A 15043-nucleotide genomic window follows, 5' to 3' on the forward strand; every position below is an offset into this window, starting at 1 on the left:
ACTGAGAGGAAGGGAGGCTTTACATTGGAGGCATTCAAGAAGGCGGGAAAGAAAATCATGGATTTTCTGGGATATTTTGTGCCCAGCGTCACATTCACTGTGATTTTCGTTGTGTTCATGGTTTCCATTATCTGCAGATATTTCTTAAAACAGCCCGTGACATGGAGCTATGAAATATCCGTGCTGGGTTACATGTGGACGATGTTTTTCGGGGTGGGGCAGGCAATTAAGGCGGACGAGCATGTCGTGTTCGGGCTCGTATACGACACATTGAAGCCAAGAGGGCAGTTTATCTGCATGGTCGTTTATAATGTCGCCCTGGTTATACTGCTGGCGATTACGTTTATACCATGCTGCAGGACACTGCTTGGCAAGCAGATGGTGACGGGGGTACTGAAACTGCCTTATACCGTTATATTTGCACCATTTATCTACATGCTTGCAGAAATGATTATCCGATCTGCACTGAAAATCGCCGAGGCATTTAAGACATACAAAGAATCACAGGGAGGTGCGAAATTATGAATACAGCCGTGATTGTACTGTTCGTAGTTATGGCAGTCTGTTTTATAATACGTATGCCGGTATCGTTATCTATGCTGGCGGCGTCTATCGTGTATTTCCTGATTTCCGCACCGGATAATTTAGGGCAGGTATTTTCTGTTATTACGGGAAACATGTTTTCAAACTACACCATGCTGGCAGCGCCGCTGTTCATCTTCATGGCAAATGTGCTGAATGAGGGTGAGGTTACGGATAAGATATTTTCTTTCTGCAACGGACTTCTGGGACGGCTGAAGGGTGGCACGGCACAGGTAAATGTATTTATTTCCCTAATCTTCTCTGGAATGACAGGATCGGCGATTGCAGATGCATCCGGAATCGGCCTGATGGAGATTGAACAGATGAAAAAAGAGGGATATGATCCGGAATTCAGCTGCGCGATTACGGCAGCATCCGCAACGGTTGGACCTATTTTCCCGCCGTCTATCCCGATGGTCATCTATGCCATGCTTTCCGGTGCATCCGTAGGCAAGCTGTTCATGGGCGGTATGGTGCCCGGAGTGCTTCTGGCAATCCTGCTGATGATCTATGTAGGATTCGTTTCACATAAACGCAACTATCCGGCAGGGGTGAAAATGAGCCTGAAACAGTTCGGACGTGCGACCCTTGTTGCAGCACCAGCACTCTTTACCGTAATCCTCCTGCTGGGAGGTATTTACTCAGGTATATGTACACCGACAGAAGCCGGGGCGGTTGCATCAGCGTATGCGTTACTGATCTCTGCATTTGTATACAGAACTCTGGGATGGAAAAAACTGTTTGGAATCATTAAGAAATCAGCGGCGAATACGGCAACACTTGCACTGCTGTGTGGAACCTCCATGCTGTTTTCCTACATCATTTCACTGGAGCAGGTGCCGAACGCAGTTGCAGCCCTGTTTACAGGACTGACAGACAATAAGTATATCTTCCTTTTTGTTGTGAATATTATTTTCCTTCTGCTGGGATGTGTACTGGATGTCAGTACGATCCAGCTTGTATTCGTACCGATGGTGCTGCCTCTTGTGAATGCATTCGGCATCGATCTGGTCCACTTTGGCGTAGTGATCTGCCTGAACATGATGATCGGACTGTCAACACCTCCTTTCGGCATGCTGCTGTTCATCGTATCCGGTCTTGGGCGGACGAAGATACAGGGCGTCATAAGGGAGATCATTCCGATGGTCGCAATCATGATTGGCCTGTTGTTCCTTGTGACTTATATACCGGACATTATCCTGTATATACCGAATCATTTTATGTAACTAAAATAAAAATTTTAAGAAGGCTCCGTTCTGAGGGATGAGGGCCTTCTTGCTGTATGGAGACTGATATGGGATTAAAAAGCTTGAAAGAAATACAGGAAATGCTTGCAGACCCGGACAACATATACAGGAGTGCACCTTTCTGGGGATGGAATGCAAAATTAGAAAAACAGGAACTGCACCGGCAGATGCAGGAGATGAAAAAAGAAAAAATGGGGGGATTCTTCATTCATTCCCGGGAGGGACTGGAGACAGAGTACCTGTCAAAGGAGTGGATGGATCTTGTAAGAGATTCCGTGGCGTACGCAGAATCACACGGGCTGGAGGCATGGATATATGACGAGGATAAATGGCCTTCCGGTAGTGCGGGAGGGATGGTGAGCGCTTCCGATCCGGAGCGGTTTACTGCAAAGGGACTGACACTGGAGGTACTGGACGGAAAAAATGCCCGGGTGGTGGAAGACGGTGATATCCTCGGCATATTCCGGCAGGAGGGAAAGACGCTGGTATTCCGGCAGGAGACCTCAGGCTCGAGTGAATGGTACAACGGGATGGCCCCGACGGATAATCTGAATCCGGATGCCGTGAAGACATTCCTCCAAATGACCCATGAAATGTATCAGGAGGCATGCGGGGATGCATTTGGAAAAACGGTAAAGGGATTTTTCACGGATGAACCTAATTTCTGCGATTTTTTCAGCGTTTTTACTAAGGGGCGTCCCTGGCTTCCCTGGAGCGGGGGATTTGCGAAAGAATTCAGAAAACGCCGCGGGTATGACCTGCTGGAAAAGCTTCCCGGACTGTTCTATGACTGTGGGGACTGCAAGAAAACCCGCCATGATTACTGGTGGACCCTGACAGAGCTGTTCGGGGAAAACTATATGAAACAGCTGTATGACTGGTGCAGTGACCGTCAGCTTATGCTGACCGGACATGTGCTGTATGAAAACGACTTGGGTTATGGGGTCCGGGTCAGCGGGGGCGCTATGCCGCACTACCAGTATATGCACGCGCCCGGAATTGACATTTTGGGGGAGCAGGCGCAGGAATATCTGACGGTGAAACAGTGTACCAGTGTGGCAAACCAGTATGGCAGAGAGATGGTTGTATCTGAGACTTATGGATGCACAGGCTGGGGGCTGACCTTTGAAGGACAGAAGTGGCTGGGGGACTGGCAGTTTGTGCTCGGCGTGACGAGGCGATGCCAGCACCTTGCACTTTACTCTATTACCGGATGCAGGAAACGGGATTATCCGCCGGTGTTCAACTATCAGAATACCTGGTGGAAGGACCTGCATGTGCTGGAAGACTATTTTGCAAGGCTTGCCGTATGCAGCACGGCGGGGAAAGCAGTAAGGAATGTTCTGGTGATCCACCCGCTGACAACGATATGGACAAAAAGCCGTTCGGCGCCGTGGGAAGATTTGAACCGGGTGGAAATGAACATGGGATGGCTCGATGAGAATCTTTTTGGCCTGAACAGGGAAGGCGAGCGCTATAACCGTCTGGCAGCGGCACTGGCAGGGATGCACTATGACTTTGATTTTGGGGATGAAATGATCATGGCAAAGGAAGCTCGTGTGGAATCAGGGAAGTTCTGGGTGAAGGAGGCGGCGTATTCAGTTGTAATTGTCCCCCCAGTTACTACATTATTCGCTTCGACTGTGGATAAGTTGGAGGAATTTCTCCGTGCAGGTGGAAATGTAATCTGGATCGGCGGCATGATCGGCATGATTGAGGGGGCGCCGTCAAGAATGGCCGGCGTGCTGAGAAATTATGAAGGGTTCTGTCAGGCGGAGGATGAGGAGCATGCTTACCGGATGCTTGAGAAAGTGCAGCCGCGCATCATTTCCCTGAAAGACCCGAAAGGCTGTGAGGCAGGGGATATCCTGACGATGGTAAGGAAAACAGTGGATGGATATGTTGTATTTCTGGTCAACCACAACCGGGAACATGGAGTATCGGTCAGAGCTTCTTTCCCAGACTGTAACCAGATTGAAGAATATATACCGCTGACAGGAAAAATAAAAAAAGCATCGTTTTACGCGGATCAGAACCGGACCAGATTACAGATCCATTTCTCACCTGCTGAAAGTAAAGTGTTCTTTTTAAAGTGTGGAAAGAAAACGGAGGCGTCTGCCTGCGGACAAGGGCCGGGAGTATTGGAATTCCCTTACCTTCATCCGCACAGGGCAGACAAAGTATGGTGTGTGCTGGGACCAGAGGCGGACATATCCTTAAATATGGAGAATGCACTGACATTAGATACATGCAGGGTGTATATGGGGGAAAACTGTCTCAAACTGTTGTCGGAGGAGGAACTTCCGGTGTGGAAAGCACAGAAGCTTTTGAGGGAAACACTGGGGATGCGGCAGGTTTACTATAACGGTGCACCCCAGAGATATACGTGGGTCCACACACCGTGTGAGAACGGCGGAAACGCATTTAAGCTGGAATTTGAAGCCAAGGTGCAGGACGTGCCGGAAGGAGACATTTATCTGGCCGTGGAGCACCCGGAAGGACTGGAAGTATCCTGCAACGGTGTAATATGCCCGGCATCCGGAGACTGGTTCCTTGAGCGGGGGATACAAAAATTTAAGGTGTCCGGGCTGACGGAAGGGACCAACACATTGACTGTATCCGGTAATTATAAGAATGATATGGAACTGGAGGACATATACCTGACAGGAGATTTCGGTGTCGATGTCAGGAGGTACATCGTAAAGCCGGTGAGACACCTTTATTTTGGAGACTGGTGTCTGCAGGGGCTGTTCCACTATGCGGGTGATGTCTCTTACCGGTTCCTGATACAGGAGGAAGTTCCGGCAGGGGCACGGATTATGCTGAAACCAGGTGCATATAAAGGAGTGCTTGTCAGCGTCCGGGTCAATGGTGAAGAGGCGGGGGTCCTGATTGGCAGGTCGTGTGAAGCTATGGAAATCACGCCGTATCTGAAGAAGAAAGTGAATGAGATAACCCTGACAGTCACCGGCAGCCTGAGGAACCTTATGGGGCCGTTCCACCAGACGTATACCGGATGCAGCAGGTTAAGCTGGGAAGATTTCAGGACAGAAGGGAATCTTTATACCCCGCAATATGTAACAGAGCCTTATGGACTCATGGAACAGATCGTACTGTCAGTTGAGGAAGGAGAGGGACGATGATCGTTGATAAGATAGAACATTTGCCGCAGTACCAATTATTCAGGGCGGATGAATTGGACTTTATCCTGGATTTCTGTAGAAAAGCAGTGGAAGAAGATACAGAAGAGGGAAGAGCAGACTTTTATGGCGGGGGCTTATATGCCCTTGTACAGATTTATGATACAAGGAAGAGAGAAGAGTCTGTCATGGAGGCGCACAGGGAGTATCTGGATTTGCAGTATATTGCAGAAGGAGAAGAATATTTTTATATCCACGAGACTTCTGAATGTAAAGTAAAAGAGGATATGACGCCGGAAAAAGATGTCATATTCCTTGAGTGTGGTGAGCCGGATGTGAGGGTGAAAGCAAAAAAAGGAATGTTTGTGCTGCTGTTCCCCCAGGACAGCCACATGCCCTGTATTCAGACGGGGCGGAAGGAAAAAGTGAAGAAGATTGTATTTAAAATCCGTATAAAAGACAGGAATCAAGAATAAGTCAAAAAAATTGTCCCTTAACTTCCGATTGCAGACTTGTGATTTTATGGTAGAATGGTATATATGAAATCTATGAAAAAGAAGGGCTGGGGATTATGGAAACTACGGAGAATAAAGGTGTAAAAGCCAGAATCGTGTCGGCGGCATGGCAGCTGTTCCATGATAAAGGATATGATCATACGACAGTGGATGATATTATTGAATTATCGGGAACTTCGAAGGGATCTTTCTACTATTATTTTAATACAAAGGATGAGCTGCTCAGCACGCTGTCCACGGTTCTGGATGATTACTACGAAGAACTGCATGTGGATATGGACAAGGAGATGAATAATTACGACAAGCTCCTGTATCTGAATTATAAAGTACATTCCATGATTGAGGAGCGGATCAGCATCGATCTTCTTGCTTCTCTTTATTCTACACAGCTGATTGCAAAAGGACAGAGGCACCTTCTTGACCAGAACAGGGTATATTACCGGCTGATATCAGGAATTATCGAGGACGGGCAGAAAAAAGGGCAGATACGTCAGGACAAGTCAATCAGTGAGATTACAAAATATTATTCGCTGTGTGAGCGAGCGCTGATTTCTGACTGGTGTCTGAGCAGGGGGGATTATTCACTGGGAGAGTACAGCAAGGCATATATGCCGATTATGATGGAGCACTTTAAGGCCTGAAGCGGTTTTTAACAGAATATCCGTATGAGTTACAGATGCATACGGCGCATGAACAGGGAAGGAGAACCGTGATGAATATTCAGGGATTACAGAAACTTACACTTTTAGATTATCCGGAAAAGGTGGCCTGCACGATTTTTACTGCCGGCTGTAACTTCAGATGTCCGTTCTGCCATAATGCTTCACTGGTTACTCATGTGGATCCGGATAATCATATACCGGAAGAAGAGGTGCTGGCCTTCCTGCAAAAAAGGAAGGGAGTCCTCGACGGTGTATGCATTACAGGCGGGGAGCCACTGCTGCAGCCGGATCTCGCAGCATTTATGGAAAAAGTGAAGGCACTCGGCTATTCGGTCAAGCTGGATACAAACGGAAGTAATATTGGCAGGCTTAGACAGCTTGTGGAACAGAATCTGGTTGATTATGTTGCTATGGATATTAAAAACGCCCCGAATAAATATGGTGAGACGATCGGAATCAAGGAATACAATCTGGAAAATATTCTGCAGAGTGTGGATTACTTAAAGTCGGGGGCAGTCTCTTATGAATTCCGGACGACCGTTGTCAGGGAATTCCATAAAAGGGAAGACTTTGCCGCGATCGGCCGGTGGCTGAAGGGGGCAGAGCGCTATTACCTTCAGGGGTTTGTGGATTCGGGGGACCTGATCCGGCCCGGGCTGAGGGCATATACAAAGGAGATTATGGAGCAGGCTCTGGAAATTGTGAAAAGGAATATACCGGGTGCAGAACTGCGCGGTGTGGAATGACACATTTCGTTTGGACAAGTGAACAACAATATGTAGTTAGAAACTAAAAAGTTGCATACTACATATTGTTGTTTTATATTGACAAGATATTAGCTCAGTGATAGAATAATTTCAGGTGCCCAACTGAAAAGGTTGGGCAAAAATTATCTCAATTCGATTCGAGTATAAGAGAAAGGGGCGACCGTACAGTATGTATCAGGTTACAAAAAGAGACGGAAAAATAGCGGACTTCAATCTGGCTAAGATCAGCGAGGCGATCAGAAAAGCATTTGAGGCCCAGGAGAGGGAGTACAATCAGGACATTATTGATCTGCTTGCATTGAAAGTTACAGCAGATTTTGAACCAAAAGTAAAGAACAGCCTTGTGTCAGTGGAGGATATTCAGGACAGCGTAGAGTCTGTGCTGATCAAGACCGGTTATGCAGATGTAGCGAAAGGCTATATCTTATACAGAAAGCAGAGGGAGAAGATTCGTAATCTGAACTCTACACTGCTCGACTATAAAGAAATCGTGGACAGTTATGTTAAGATCACGGACTGGAGGGTAAAAGAGAATTCTACAGTCACATACTCTGTCGGGGGACTGATCTTAAGCAACTCCGGCGCAATCACGGCTAACTACTGGCTCTCTGAGATTTATGATGAGGAGATCGGGAAGGCACATAAGAATGCGGATATCCATATCCACGACTTGTCCATGCTGACAGGATACTGCGCGGGATGGTCACTGAAGCAGCTGATTCAGGAAGGGCTTGGCGGCATTACGGGAAGGATCACATCATCACCGGCAAAGCATCTGAGTGTACTTTGTAACCAGATGGTAAACTTCCTTGGCATTATGCAGAATGAATGGGCCGGAGCTCAGGCATTTTCATCCTTTGATACCTATCTGGCGCCGTTTGCAAAGGCCGATAACCTGACTTACCCGGAAGTAAAAAAATGCATTGAATCCTTTATTTACGGTGTGAATATCCCGTCACGCTGGGGAACACAGGCACCATTTTCAAATATCACTCTGGACTGGACCGTGCCGGACGACCTGGCAAACCTTCCGGCAATTGTCGGCGGGAAAGAGCAGGACTTCACCTATGGCGACTGTAAGGAAGAGATGGATATGATCAACAAGGCTTTCATCGAGACGATGATCGAGGGAGATGCAGACGGACGTGGATTCCAGTATCCGATTCCGACATACTCTATCACAAGAGATTTTGACTGGGCGGATACAGAGAATAACCGTCTGCTGTTCGAGATGACTGCCAAGTATGGTACACCTTATTTTTCAAACTACATCAATAGCGACATGGAGCCGAGCGATGTAAGGAGTATGTGCTGCCGCCTGCGTCTGGACCTGCGTGAACTTAGGAAGAAATCCGGCGGATTCTTCGGAAGCGGTGAGAGTACAGGGTCTATCGGTGTCGTTACGATTAATATGCCGAGAATTGCCTATCTGGCGGCGAATGAAGAGGAATTCTACAAGAGGCTGGACAAGATGATGGACATTGCGGCTGACTCCCTCCATACAAAGCGGACTGTCATTTCCAAGTTAATGGATGAGGGATTATATCCGTATACAAAGAGATATCTCGGCTCATTCGAGAACCATTTTTCAACGATCGGGCTGATCGGTATGAACGAAGCCGGACTGAATGCAAAATGGATCAGAAAGGACATGACAAGTACCGAGACGCAGGAATTTACAAAGGAAGTTCTGAACCATATGAGGGCGCGCCTCTCCGATTATCAGGAAATGTACGGCGAATTATATAATCTGGAGGCAACTCCTGCCGAGTCAACGACATACCGCCTTGCTAAGCATGACGTGGAACAGTTCCCGGATATTATCACAGCTGCAGAAGGCGACGGAACACCGTACTATACGAATAGTTCCCACCTGCCGGTAGGATATACGGAGGATGTATTCGAGGCACTGGATATTCAGGACGAGCTCCAGACATTATACACATCAGGAACCGTATTCCATACATTCCTGGGTGAAAAGCTTCCGAGCTGGAAGTCGGCGGCGTCACTGGTGAAGAAGATTGCTGAGAATTATAAACTTCCTTATTACACGATGTCACCAACATATTCGATCTGTAAGAACCACGGGTATATTTCCGGCGAGCACTTCAAGTGCCCGGACTGCGGGGAAGAGACAGAGGTTTACAGCCGTATTACGGGATACTACCGTCCGGTAAAGAACTGGAATGACGGAAAAGCACAGGAGTTCAAGGACCGTAAGGTATATGATATTTCCAATTCCCATTTGAACGTGCATACGCCTGAGGCAAAAAAAGTGGAGTGTGAGACTGCGGCACCGGAAGGTGAGATGAGAACACTTCTGTTTACAACAAAGACCTGTCCGAACTGCAGGATAGCGAGCAGTTCACTGGAAAAGGCAAATATTGCATATGAAGTAGTTGATGCCGAGGAAAATGAGGAATTAGTAAAGAAATATGGTGTGATGCAGGCACCGACCCTGATCGTAATCAGCGAGTCCGGTGTGCAGAAAATGGCAAATGCTTCGAATATAAAAGCATACGCTGAGAAACACTAGAATAAGAATATAAACGGCAGTTTTGAAATGGCATGGAGGAATAACTATGTATGATATTGGAATTATCGGAGGTGGTACGGCAGGCATGACCGCTGCCATATACGGCCAGAGGGCCGGGAAACGCACGGTGATCATCGAAAGCATGAACTTTGGCGGACAGATCACGGCATCCCATAATGTAGAGAATTACCCGGGAATTGCCAGTGTAAGCGGAAGTGAATTTTCCATGAATCTTCTGGACCAGGCTATGAAACTTGGAACCGAGACTGTCATGGAACAGGTGACAGGAATCCGCGACGAAGACGGAATCAGGATCATAGAGACAACAGGCAAAGAGTATCCCTGCAGAACGGTGATTCTGGCAACAGGGGTGACACACAGACATCTTGGCATCGAGAAAGAAACGAAACTGACAGGATCCGGAGTTTCCTACTGTGCGACATGTGACGGGGCGTTTTTCCGGGGGAAAGATGTAGCAGTGATCGGAGGCGGGAATACCGCACTGCAGGATGCAGAGTTTTTGTCTAATTACTGCAGCAAGGTTTATGTGGTTCACAGGAGAGACGAGTTCCGCGGAGACAGCAGTCTTGTGAATGTGTTAAAAGGAAAAGACAACGTAGAGTTTGTTTTAAGCGCAACTGTAAAGGATATTGTCGGTGAGACAATGGTAGAAGGACTGATCCTGAATAATAAAAAGACAGGGGAGGACTTTACAATAGATGTGTCAGGGGTCTTCGTCGCGATCGGCCAGATTCCACAGAATAACATCTTCAGAGAATATGTCAGACTGGATGCGGATGGTTTCATTCAGGCCTCGGAAGACTGCATGACCTCACGTCCGGGCGTCTATGCAGCCGGTGACTGCCGTACAAAAGAAGTACGCCAGCTGACAACGGCTGCAGCTGATGGAGCAGTTGCGGCGCTCGCTGCATGCAAGTATCTGGCAGGGGCATAATAGTATATAGACAATAAAAAACGTTCTGTCTGCTGACTTTCTTAACCGAATCAGCAGGCGGAACGTTTTTTGTTTTAATTCTATGAGGTGTCTAATCCATATAAAACTTGGAGCCCATCCAGCCGCGGATGTGTCCGAGCATTGTCTGGTCAGGTTCGATAATGATACATGTATTCTTCTGGTCCAGAGAGATCATGATGGCGTATGCTTTCGCACTGGCATCTCCGGAAGAATAGTCAATCGTCTTCTCCGGACGGCTGGATCCCAGTCTCGGTGATCCTTTCGGGGCGATAATCTCGGCCTGCTGGATATCAAAAGTGATTAGTTTCTTTCTTTTTGCCTTATTGTAAATCGCATCTACCTGCATATCATGATTCAGCAGAGTATATTCATATTCCACATTCAATTTTGGAAACACGAAATAATAGGCGAGGAAGGCAAGGACCACAGTGATGAGGATGCCTAAAAAGCCTAACAGGGGAAAGGTAATAAGCAGGATGAGCGCAAGAAGCACAATAATCGCAATGCGGATTACCATATCTGTGGGACGGGATTTGCGGGCTACAAGTTGTTCGTAAAAAGCATCATTCATATCAGGAATTCCTTTCTGTCTGTAAATAGTTGATAACCATAGTGGCTATTTTAAATGTCATGGCGTCTTCGAACCTTCGGATGTCCAGGCCTGTCCGTCTTTCAATCTGTTCGAGGCGGTAAATCAGGGTGTTTCTGTGCATATGCAGCTGCCGCGAAGTCTCGGCGATATTCAGGTTATTCTGAAAAAACTTGTTGATCGTGGCAGTAGTCTCTTCATCAAAGGTATCGGGAACCTCACCGCGGAAAATTTCTTTCAGGAAGTTCTCACAGATGGTTACAGGGAGCTGGTAGATCAGACGGCCAATCCCGAGCTGGTTGTGCGGAAAAACAGTCTGCTCGGAGTAGAACAGTCTGCCGACTTTCAGCGCAAGGCTTGTCTCCCTATAGGCACCCGGCAGATCCATGAGTGTGTCTATCGTGCCGCTGTATGCTACCTGAACATGGGCCAGTGCCTCCATATTGAGCGTATCCACGATCATATGTGCAATATGGCTGATATCCTCCGGTGTCTCAGATGATTTCAGAGGGCGCAGGATGACAAGGCTGCGTTCCCCCATGCTGACCTGATAAGTCTTGGACTGAGAGGGGAACAGGTTCTTCAGGACCTCTGTAATGGTGTCGTCCACAGGGTTCTTTGTCTCAATCAGAAACAGGACTCTGGAGGTCTCCGGTTCGATATGGAGGCGCGCCGAGCGTTCGAATATATCATATGCCGGTATCCCATCTGCCATTAAATTCTGCAGAAAGTGGTTCTTATTATACTTCTCCTTATAGGCAAGTGAAAGACAATGCACCTGATTGAGGGCGAGTTCCAGTTCTTCCGGGGTATCTGCCCTGACTTCAAGGGCAATACCAGTAATCCGTTTTAATTCCGCCAGTGCCTTTTCGAGTTCCTGCGCAGGTTCCATACGAATCTCCTTTTGTCTAAGAATTATAGATATCAAATAATAGAATCAAAGAGGCCGCACTTAATAGCACAGCCCCTCTCATTTATATATTCTTATTCTAAAGCATTAATTTAAAATCGTCAACTCTGTATCTTTATCAAATGCATGAATCTTTTCCATATCCAGAGCGAATACTGCATCATCACCATTTCTCAAAGGTGTACGAGGATTAACGCGGGCTGTCATCTGAGTACCTTCTACATCAAAGTATAAGTATACTTCTGCACCGAGCAGCTCATAAACTTTGATCTTGGATCTGATCACACTGTCAGGTGAGTTTGCGATGAATGATTCTGAATCATGTACATCTTCCGGACGAATTCCAAGAACAACTGTCTTTCCGTCATAACCGCCATCAATAAGAGCTTTTTTCTTAGAAGCAGGAACTTTCAGTACGTGTTCTCCAACTGTAAGAGTTACATCGCTGCCATTTACTTTTACAACAGCATCCATAAAGTTCATCTGAGGTGATCCGATGAATCCGGCAACGAACAGGTTGCAAGGTGTATTGTAAAGGTTCTGAGGTGTATCTACCTGCTGAACAACTCCGTCTTTCATAACTACGATTCTTGTACCAAGTGTCATAGCCTCTGTCTGGTCATGTGTTACATAGATGATGGTTGCGCCCAGATTTTCATGAAGCTTGGAAATCTCGATACGCATCTGAACTCTCAGTTTTGCATCCAAGTTGGAAAGAGGCTCATCCATAAGGAATACCTTAGGATTACGCACGATTGCACGTCCCATAGCAACACGCTGTCTCTGTCCACCTGATAAAGCCTTTGGCTTACGGTCTAATAATTTCTCAAGGTCAAGGATTCTTGCAGCCTCACGAACCTTCTTATCGATCTCATCTTTCGGAACCTTGCGCAGCTTCAGTCCGAATGCCATGTTGTCATATACTGTCATATGAGGATACAGAGCGTAGTTCTGGAATACCATCGCGATATCACGGTCCTTTGGCTCAACATCGTTCATAACTTTTCCGTCAATCTCAAGAGTACCGCCTGAAATATCTTCCAGACCTGCAATCATACGAAGAGTAGTTGACTTACCACATCCAGATGGTCCTACGAAGATGATAAATTCTTTATCTTCAATATCCAGATTGAAATCTTTTACTGCCTGAAATCCGTTAGGATATACTTTTTGAATTCCTTTTAATGATAAACTTGCCATTTTAATAGCCTCCTTGAAAAAATGTTGTTTCGTTGTTTTCTGAGATAAGTATATCTAAAAAGAGAGAATGGGACAATGTCACGAGTAACCAAAAAATCCGAAAAAAAATGTACATAACAACTATACATGCCCTTGCATTCATTCCGGATCTCCGGAGGAAAGAAAAAAGATTAGTAAAGAAATGGAAAAATGTTGTTTGGAAGATGAAAAGGAGTATGATATACTATGAAAGGTTTGAAAAGAATTCCACGCATAGCGGTGGATGATGATAAAGCTGATAAAGGAGAATAAATGAAGAACCAGAAGAAGAGTCTGATATCAATACATATCGCTGTCCTGCTGTTTGGACTTGCAGGCCTGTTTGCAAAATGGGTCCTGCTGCCGGCCGTGATCATTGTTCTGGGACGGGTTATTTTTTCCTCTCTCTCCCTGTTCTTTCTATTGAAAGTGAAAAGGGCCCGGGTCCGTCTTGATAAGGGGAGAGATTATATACTGATGATTACCGCCGGGATTGTACTGGCGGTCCACTGGACGACGTTTATGCAGTCGATCCAGACCTCCACGGTTGCGGTCGGGACACTTACGTTTTCTACATTCCCGCTGTTTGTTACATTTTTGGAACCGGTACTTTTCCATGAAAGGCTGAAGTCTTCCAGTGTAGTCTCGGCAGTAGTTATGCTGGCTGGTGTGCTGCTTATTGTTCCGGAATTCCATCTGGGGAATACGATGACACAGGGAGTTATCTGGGGAATGGCGGGCAGTCTGTCCTACGCAGTCCTGTCCCTGATGAACCGGATGTTTATGGAGAAATATACAAGCAGCCTGACTGCATTTTACGAACAGGCAACTGCGGCTGTTGTACTGCTGCCGTCCCTGTTCCTTTTGAAGCCGGTGGTTTCCGGGAAGGATATCCTCGTTTTGGTTCTGCTTGGGGTAGTTTTTACTGCTTTTGCACATACTATGTATATAGAAGGATTAAAACATGTGAAGGTCCAGACCGCGGGAATCATATCTGGTCTGGAATCTGTATATGGAATTATAGCGGCGTTTCTGTTCCTTGGTGAAAAGCCGGGGATCAAAGAACTTGCGGGCGGCGTGATTATTTTGGGTGTAGTCTTTTATTCGACGCGTTTATCATCCCGGGAAGAGTAATTACTGTACATACCTATGGGATGTACAGTAACAGGTGAAGCCGGCTCGTCGGGAGAACTCAGGAGGCAGATATGAAAAAATTACTGGATTATTTTACAATAGATGGTGAAATCGGCGGGAATCAGGAATGGTTCCGGAATGTGGTCATGTATGTCGGCGGCTGTGCGGCAGCGACCGCGTGTGACAGCTGTATATACTTTGCGCTGCATCAGGGGCAGGCCCACTTGTACCCCTATGATGTCCATAATCTGGAAAAGGAAGATTATATACAGTTCTCGATGAAGATGAAGCCGTACTTAAGACCACGCGCCGGCGGGGTGAAAAAACTAAGCATGTTCATTGACGGATTTTCAAAATATTTAAATGACACAGGGGACGACTGGCTGAGTATGCAGGAGTTTGCCGGAGAGCATACCTCCACTGAGGCGGCAGATCTTATCAAAAAGCAGATCAATGCCGGATTTCCGGTGCCTTATCTGATGCTGCGGCATAAAAAGCCGGAATATAAAGATTTTGTATGGCACTGGTTCTTGTGTTACGGGTACGAGGAAAAAGAGGATGATTTCCTAATCACCGTGGCAACGTACGGAGAGGCGTCAACCTTCTCACTGAAGGACCTTTGGAATACGGGATATGAAGAAAAAGGCGGTCTGATACAATACTGCGTCAGGTAAAAGAATTGATTTTAGCCATAATAAAAAATGAAATTTCAAAAAGATTTCATAGAATGGGCACAAATTTCTTTTACAATATGAATGTTCAGAGGC

13 protein-coding genes are annotated in these 15043 nt (G+C 46.6%); 10 read left to right on the top strand and 3 right to left on the bottom strand.

Translation table 11 applies throughout. The features are described 5' to 3' along the window. The first annotated feature begins 24 nt into the window (after positions 1-24). From A8806_RS05635 to trxB, 8 genes are all read left to right on the top strand, one after another. Entirely contained in the window at positions 25-525 is a 501-nt protein-coding gene (locus A8806_RS05635; RefSeq protein WP_109730192.1) for a TRAP transporter small permease, read from the top strand. Beyond that, positions 522-1808 carry a TRAP transporter large permease gene (locus A8806_RS05640; RefSeq protein ID WP_109730193.1) on the top strand — a complete coding sequence of 429 codons (1287 nt, stop codon included), beginning with the start codon at positions 522-524 and terminating at the stop codon, positions 1806-1808. Before A8806_RS05635 ends, A8806_RS05640 begins: the two co-directional genes overlap by 4 nt. 68 nt (positions 1809-1876) lie before the next feature. Beyond that, positions 1877-4972 (top strand): glycosyl hydrolase, encoded by a 3096-nt coding sequence (locus A8806_RS05645; protein ID WP_109730194.1) that lies wholly within the window; start codon positions 1877-1879, stop codon positions 4970-4972. Next, positions 4969-5445: a NanQ anomerase/TabA/YiaL family protein gene (locus A8806_RS05650; protein WP_109730195.1), complete on the top strand. Its 477-nt coding sequence runs from the start codon at positions 4969-4971 to the stop codon at positions 5443-5445. The genes A8806_RS05645 and A8806_RS05650 overlap by 4 nt, the downstream gene beginning before the upstream one ends. 95 nt (positions 5446-5540) lie before the next feature. Beyond that, positions 5541-6125: a TetR/AcrR family transcriptional regulator gene (locus A8806_RS05655; RefSeq protein WP_181368597.1), complete on the top strand. Its 585-nt coding sequence runs from the start codon at positions 5541-5543 to the stop codon at positions 6123-6125. Positions 6126-6196: 71 nt separating this feature from the next. Then, positions 6197-6892 carry an anaerobic ribonucleoside-triphosphate reductase activating protein gene (locus tag A8806_RS05660; RefSeq protein ID WP_109730197.1) on the top strand — a complete coding sequence of 232 codons (696 nt, stop codon included), beginning with the start codon at positions 6197-6199 and terminating at the stop codon, positions 6890-6892. Between the two features lie 190 nt (positions 6893-7082). Next, positions 7083-9449, top strand: a complete 2367-nt coding sequence (locus A8806_RS05665; RefSeq protein WP_109730198.1) for a ribonucleoside triphosphate reductase — start codon at positions 7083-7085, stop codon at positions 9447-9449. Between the two features lie 46 nt (positions 9450-9495). Then, the gene (gene trxB, locus A8806_RS05670) at positions 9496-10404 is read left to right on the top strand and encodes a thioredoxin-disulfide reductase (protein ID WP_109730199.1); all 909 of its coding nucleotides are present in this window, start codon (positions 9496-9498) and stop codon (positions 10402-10404) included. 91 nt (positions 10405-10495) lie between these two features. Here the strand turns inward: trxB and A8806_RS05675 are convergent, their stop codons facing one another. From A8806_RS05675 to A8806_RS05685, 3 genes are all read right to left on the bottom strand, one after another. Then, a complete protein-coding gene (locus A8806_RS05675) occupies positions 10496-10996 on the bottom strand; it encodes a DUF6106 family protein (RefSeq protein ID WP_109730200.1) in 501 nt (166 codons plus the stop codon). Between the two features lies 1 nt (position 10997). Beyond that, positions 10998-11906, bottom strand: coding sequence for a PucR family transcriptional regulator (locus tag A8806_RS05680; protein ID WP_109730201.1), 909 nt, complete (start codon positions 11904-11906; stop codon positions 10998-11000). A 105-nt stretch (positions 11907-12011) separates the two neighbouring features. Further along, positions 12012-13124 carry an ABC transporter ATP-binding protein gene (locus tag A8806_RS05685; RefSeq protein ID WP_109730202.1) on the bottom strand — a complete coding sequence of 371 codons (1113 nt, stop codon included), beginning with the start codon at positions 13122-13124 and terminating at the stop codon, positions 12012-12014. A gap of 291 nt (positions 13125-13415) precedes the next feature. Here A8806_RS05685 and A8806_RS05690 point away from each other — a divergent pair, with 291 nt between their 5' ends. Together A8806_RS05690 and A8806_RS05695 are read left to right on the top strand one after the other, a co-directional pair. Then, positions 13416-14276: a DMT family transporter gene (locus tag A8806_RS05690; protein ID WP_109730203.1), complete on the top strand. Its 861-nt coding sequence runs from the start codon at positions 13416-13418 to the stop codon at positions 14274-14276. Between the two features lie 71 nt (positions 14277-14347). Then, positions 14348-14950 carry a hypothetical protein gene (locus A8806_RS05695; RefSeq protein ID WP_109730204.1) on the top strand — a complete coding sequence of 201 codons (603 nt, stop codon included), beginning with the start codon at positions 14348-14350 and terminating at the stop codon, positions 14948-14950. Positions 14951-15043: the final 93 nt, after the last annotated feature.

Origin of the sequence: Faecalicatena orotica (genome assembly GCF_003149245.1) — a bacterium.
GTDB lineage: Bacteria > Bacillota > Clostridia > Lachnospirales > Lachnospiraceae > Faecalicatena_A > Faecalicatena_A orotica.

Coding starts and splice junctions, on each gene's coding strand:
- A8806_RS05640 (WP_109730193.1), top strand. CDS start 522: ATGAATACAGCCGTGATTGTACTGTTCGTAGTTATGGCAGTCTGTTTT.
- A8806_RS05650 (WP_109730195.1), top strand. CDS start 4,969: ATGATCGTTGATAAGATAGAACATTTGCCGCAGTACCAATTATTCAGG.
- A8806_RS05675 (WP_109730200.1), bottom strand. CDS start 10,996: ATGAATGATGCTTTTTACGAACAACTTGTAGCCCGCAAATCCCGTCCC.
- A8806_RS05655 (WP_181368597.1), top strand. CDS start 5,541: ATGGAAACTACGGAGAATAAAGGTGTAAAAGCCAGAATCGTGTCGGCG.
- A8806_RS05680 (WP_109730201.1), bottom strand. CDS start 11,906: ATGGAACCTGCGCAGGAACTCGAAAAGGCACTGGCGGAATTAAAACGG.
- A8806_RS05685 (WP_109730202.1), bottom strand. CDS start 13,124: ATGGCAAGTTTATCATTAAAAGGAATTCAAAAAGTATATCCTAACGGA.
- A8806_RS05690 (WP_109730203.1), top strand. CDS start 13,416: ATGAAGAACCAGAAGAAGAGTCTGATATCAATACATATCGCTGTCCTG.
- A8806_RS05660 (WP_109730197.1), top strand. CDS start 6,197: ATGAATATTCAGGGATTACAGAAACTTACACTTTTAGATTATCCGGAA.
- A8806_RS05665 (WP_109730198.1), top strand. CDS start 7,083: ATGTATCAGGTTACAAAAAGAGACGGAAAAATAGCGGACTTCAATCTG.
- A8806_RS05645 (WP_109730194.1), top strand. CDS start 1,877: ATGGGATTAAAAAGCTTGAAAGAAATACAGGAAATGCTTGCAGACCCG.
- A8806_RS05695 (WP_109730204.1), top strand. CDS start 14,348: ATGAAAAAATTACTGGATTATTTTACAATAGATGGTGAAATCGGCGGG.
- trxB (WP_109730199.1), top strand. CDS start 9,496: ATGTATGATATTGGAATTATCGGAGGTGGTACGGCAGGCATGACCGCT.